We start from the raw sequence: 3286 nt of genomic DNA, 5'->3' as shown, positions 1-3286 counted from the left end.
TCCTCGATAAGCTCGCAAAAAGCATGGAAAACTCAAAGAGCTTCGGCTATCTCACCAAGGTCAAGCCTCAGCAGCTTGCGGACTTTATCATGACCGAGCATCCGCAGACTATCGCGCTTATTTTGGCGCATATGGACTCGACCAGCGCAGCCGAGACGCTTTCGTTTTTTAACGACGAGCTTAGAAGCGAGGTTGTCGTTAGGATGGCAAATTTGGGCGATATCAGCCCATCCATCATCAAGCGCGTTTCAACGGTGCTAGAGGGCAAACTAGAGAGCCTCACGTCCTACAAGGTCGAAGTCGGCGGACCAAGAGCCGTGGCGGAGGTGTTAAATCGCCTCGGTCAAAAAGCATCAAAAGCTACGATCGAATACATCGAAGATATCGACGACAAACTTGCTACGACGATCAAAGAGCTTATGTTTACATTTGAAGATATCAACACCCTCAATCAAGCTGCCATCCGCGAGATACTTAAAAACGTCGATAAAAAAGATCTCATGGTCGCGCTAAAAGGCAGCGGAGACGCGCTCAAGGAGAAATTTCTCTCCAGTATGTCTCAGCGCGCCAGCGAGGCGTTTAAAGAGGAGATGCAGTTTTTGGGCGCGGTGCGCGTAAAAGACGTCGAAGAGGCGCAGCGCCGCATCGTAGAACAGGTCCAAGCTCTAGCCGAGGGCGGGGCATTCCAGATAGGCGAAGCCGATGAGATGATAGAATGAAAAGCAGCGTAATAACAAACGAGCGCTCAAAAGAGCACTTTGTAGAAAACTATCGATTTAAAATTTTAGGCCAGGAAAAAAGAAGTGATGATGCGCACGTAGCTCACGAGAGCGAGACTCGCCGCGCGTCCGAGCATCAACACGAGCGCGTTTTAAACGGCGAGCAAGAGGGCTTAAATTTAAGCGAAGAAAAAGAGCAAGGCGCGCATTTTAAACCCGAGCCCAGCTTTATCGAGGAGATGCTAAAGCGCACCGACGAGATGAGCGGCAGTATGATAAAGCTGCAAATGCAAATCGAACATCAAGAAAGCGAATTCGCTAAACGCCTAGAGAGCGAGATCCAGCGCGCTAAAGAAGACGGCATAAAGCAGGGCAGAGACGAGGCGGCGGCTAAATTCGACGAGGAACTAAAAGCGCTTGAGAGCAGATATCTGGGCTCGATAAATAAGCTAGAGGAGCAGGCGGCTAAATTTGAAAGCCTCATCGCATCTAGCGAAGCGCAGCTACCGACTACCGCAATCGAGATCGCAAAAGAGGTCGTGAAAAAAGAGATTTCGCTAAATTCGGCAAACATCGCTGCAGCTATCTGCAAAGAGCTTTTTAGCGAGATAAAAGACGCCAAAGAGGTGCAGATAAAGGTAAATCCGAAAGATTACGAGTTTATCAAAGAAAATTTCTCCGGTCAAAACGTCAAAATCTCCGCCGACGAAGCCATCAGCGCGGGCGGAGCGATCGTGCTTAGCGACGCGGGCAACCTCGAGGGCACGATCGAAGCCAGACTAGAAAAAATCAAAAAGATAATAGGACAATGATAGACGTAAAATCTATGAATATGGAGGAGCTCGAAGCGCTTTGCGGAAAGCTCCGTGATAAAATTTTACAAACCGTCAGCGCAAACGGCGGGCATCTGAGCTCAAACATCGGCGCAGTCGAGCTTATCGTCGCGATGCACTATGTTTTTGATGCCGCAAAAGATCCGTTTATATTTGACGTTAGCCACCAAAGCTACGCGCACAAGCTCATCACGGGGCGCTGGGACAAATTTGACACGCTAAGAAAATTCGGCGGTATCAGCGGCTACACTAAGCCCTCTGAGAGTAAATACGACTACTTTATCGCCGGACACAGCTCCACCTCTATCTCGCTTGCAGTCGGCGCTTCAAAGGCGATCAAGCTAAAAGGCGAGGATCGCATCCCCGTGGCCTTTATCGGCGACGGCTCGATGAGCGCGGGTATCGCGTATGAGGCGCTAAACGAGCTAGGCGATATCAAAAATCCCTGTGTCATCGTCCTAAACGACAACGAAATGAGCATCAGCAAGCCCATCGGCGCCTTTAGCAACTACCTGTCGCAGATGATGGCCGGGCCGCTGTATCAGAAGTTTAAAAGCCGAGTAGAGCGATTTTTGAGCTATATGCCAGACGGCGCCGCGTATATGGCGCGCAGGATGGAGGAGGGCATCAGGATCTTTACGCCCGGGATGTTTTTCGAGGAGCTTGGGCTCGAGTATATCGGCCCCGTAAACGGTCACGACGTGAGGGCACTTATCGAGGCTTTTAGCGTCGCAAAAGGGATGAAAAAGCCCGTCGTCGTGCACGCCCAGACGCTAAAGGGCAAGGGCTACGAAAAGGCCGAGGGGCATCTAGCCAGCTGGCACGGCGTGAGTCCGTTTGATTTGCAAAGCGGCGAAGCCATCAAAAAATCAGCCGCCAAATCGGCCACCGCGCTCTTTGCGGAAAATTTGACCGAGCTAGCTAGCGAGCATAAAAATATCGTCGGAGTGACCGCCGCGATGCCTACGGGCACGGGCATAGACGCTTTGATGGAGAGATTTCCGGATAGATTTTGGGACGTCGCGATCGCCGAGCAGCACGCCGTCGCCTCGATGGCTGCGATGGCGAAGGAAGGCTTTAAGCCCTTTATCGCGATTTATTCGACCTTTTTGCAGCGGGCGTTTGACCAGGTCGTGCACGACTGCGCGATCATGAATCTAAACGTCGTCTTTGCGATGGACCGCGCGGGCATCGTCGGCGAGGACGGCGAGACGCATCAGGGCGCTTTTGACGTGAGTTATCTAAATTTGATCCCGAATTTGACGATTTTCGCACCTCGCTGCGCCGATAGTTTTAGGCTTGCGATGCGCTACGCCTACGCTCACGAGGGGCCTTGCGCTTTTCGGTATCCGCGCGGAGCTTTTGCGCTGTCTCAGGGCGAATTTGAGGCGCGAGAGCTTGAGCTTGGCAAAGGCGAGATTTTGGTCGAGGGCGGCGGCGAAGCGGCATTTATCGCTTACGGCAACGCAGTGGGCAAGGCAAATGCCGCGCGTAAAATTTTACTTGAAAAAACGGACGGCAAATTTGACCCTAGCCTTATTGATCTAGTGTTTGTCAAACCTCTTGACGGCGAACTTTTGCAAGAGATCGCATGCAGGCATAAAATTTGGTACATCTTTTCAGATACCGCAAAAAAGGGTGGCGTAGGCGAAATTTTGGCTGCATTTTTGCAGGAGCAACGCATTTTTGACGTGCGCATCGTTAGCTTTGAGTTTGACGACGCGTTTATCCCGC

At 51.4% G+C, this 3286-nt stretch carries 3 protein-coding genes; all 3 read left to right on the top strand.

The features are described from left to right. A partial coding sequence (gene fliG / locus Q0338_RS07325; RefSeq protein WP_298086181.1) for a flagellar motor switch protein FliG occupies positions 1 to 719 on the top strand: 719 nt, incomplete at its 5' end. Beyond that, positions 716 to 1531, top strand: coding sequence for a flagellar assembly protein FliH (gene fliH, locus Q0338_RS07320; RefSeq protein WP_298086180.1), 816 nt, complete (start codon positions 716 to 718; stop codon positions 1529 to 1531). The genes fliG and fliH, both read left to right, overlap by 4 nt. Further along, positions 1531 to 3286 (top strand): 1-deoxy-D-xylulose-5-phosphate synthase (dxs, locus tag Q0338_RS07315; RefSeq protein ID WP_298086179.1); only part of this gene is annotated, 1756 nt, incomplete at its 3' end. The genes fliH and dxs, both read left to right, overlap by 1 nt.

The sequence above is a fragment of the uncultured Campylobacter sp. genome (assembly GCF_938018145.1).
Lineage (GTDB): Bacteria > Campylobacterota > Campylobacteria > Campylobacterales > Campylobacteraceae > Campylobacter_A.
This window is presented reverse-complemented; position numbering and strand designations above follow the sequence as displayed.

What these genes read in the sequence shown, in the direction of transcription:
- fliH (WP_298086180.1), top strand. Translation starts at nt 716, where the DNA reads ATGAAAAGCAGCGTAATAACAAACGAGCGCTCAAAAGAGCACTTTGTA.